The sequence below is a fragment of the Paraburkholderia humisilvae genome, from assembly GCF_902859855.1.
Lineage (GTDB): Bacteria > Pseudomonadota > Gammaproteobacteria > Burkholderiales > Burkholderiaceae > Paraburkholderia > Paraburkholderia humisilvae.
On record NZ_CADIKH010000511.1, the window covers coordinates 1 to 517 of the forward strand.

At 63.4% G+C, this 517-nt stretch carries 1 protein-coding gene; it reads left to right on the forward strand.

The annotated features are described in order from the left end of the window. Window positions 1-376: transposase (locus HV796_RS43275; RefSeq protein WP_175233676.1), on the forward strand; the 376-nt coding region annotated here is incomplete at its 5' end. Window positions 377-517 lie beyond the last annotated feature (141 nt).

Here is a 517-nt window from a genome sequence, read left to right on the forward strand (position 1 = left end):
CCAGCTGATGGCATGGCTTGGTGTGACGCCATCAGAGCATTCATCGGGAGGCAAACGTCGGCAGGGCAGCATCACCAAAACCGGTAATGCTTACGCCAGAAAGCTGCTGGTGGAGGCCGCGTGGAGCTACCGCCATACCGCCCGACTGAGCAGGGAAATCCAGACCCGTCCTGAAGGATTGCCCAGGCCCATCGTCGAGCGCGCCTGGGACGCCCAGGTGCGCCTGTGCCGGCGCTACCGGAAGCTCGTCGCGCGGGGCAAGCAGAAGAACATTGCGGTCGTCGCCATCGCCCGCGAACTTGCGGGCTTCATCTGGGACATCGGCCGTCTTGCGATGTCGCTGGCCCTTCCACGCACAACACACACGAAGGCATGACGACCATCACCACACCTCCCAACTTCACTCGAAAAAGCTTCCTGAAGACGGCGCAGCCCGGCATTCGGGCAACCCGCGTTCGGACTTCGCAACGGCCATCGGCCGACTTGCGCGGTAAGGTAGCGGCAGGCTCATGAGGCG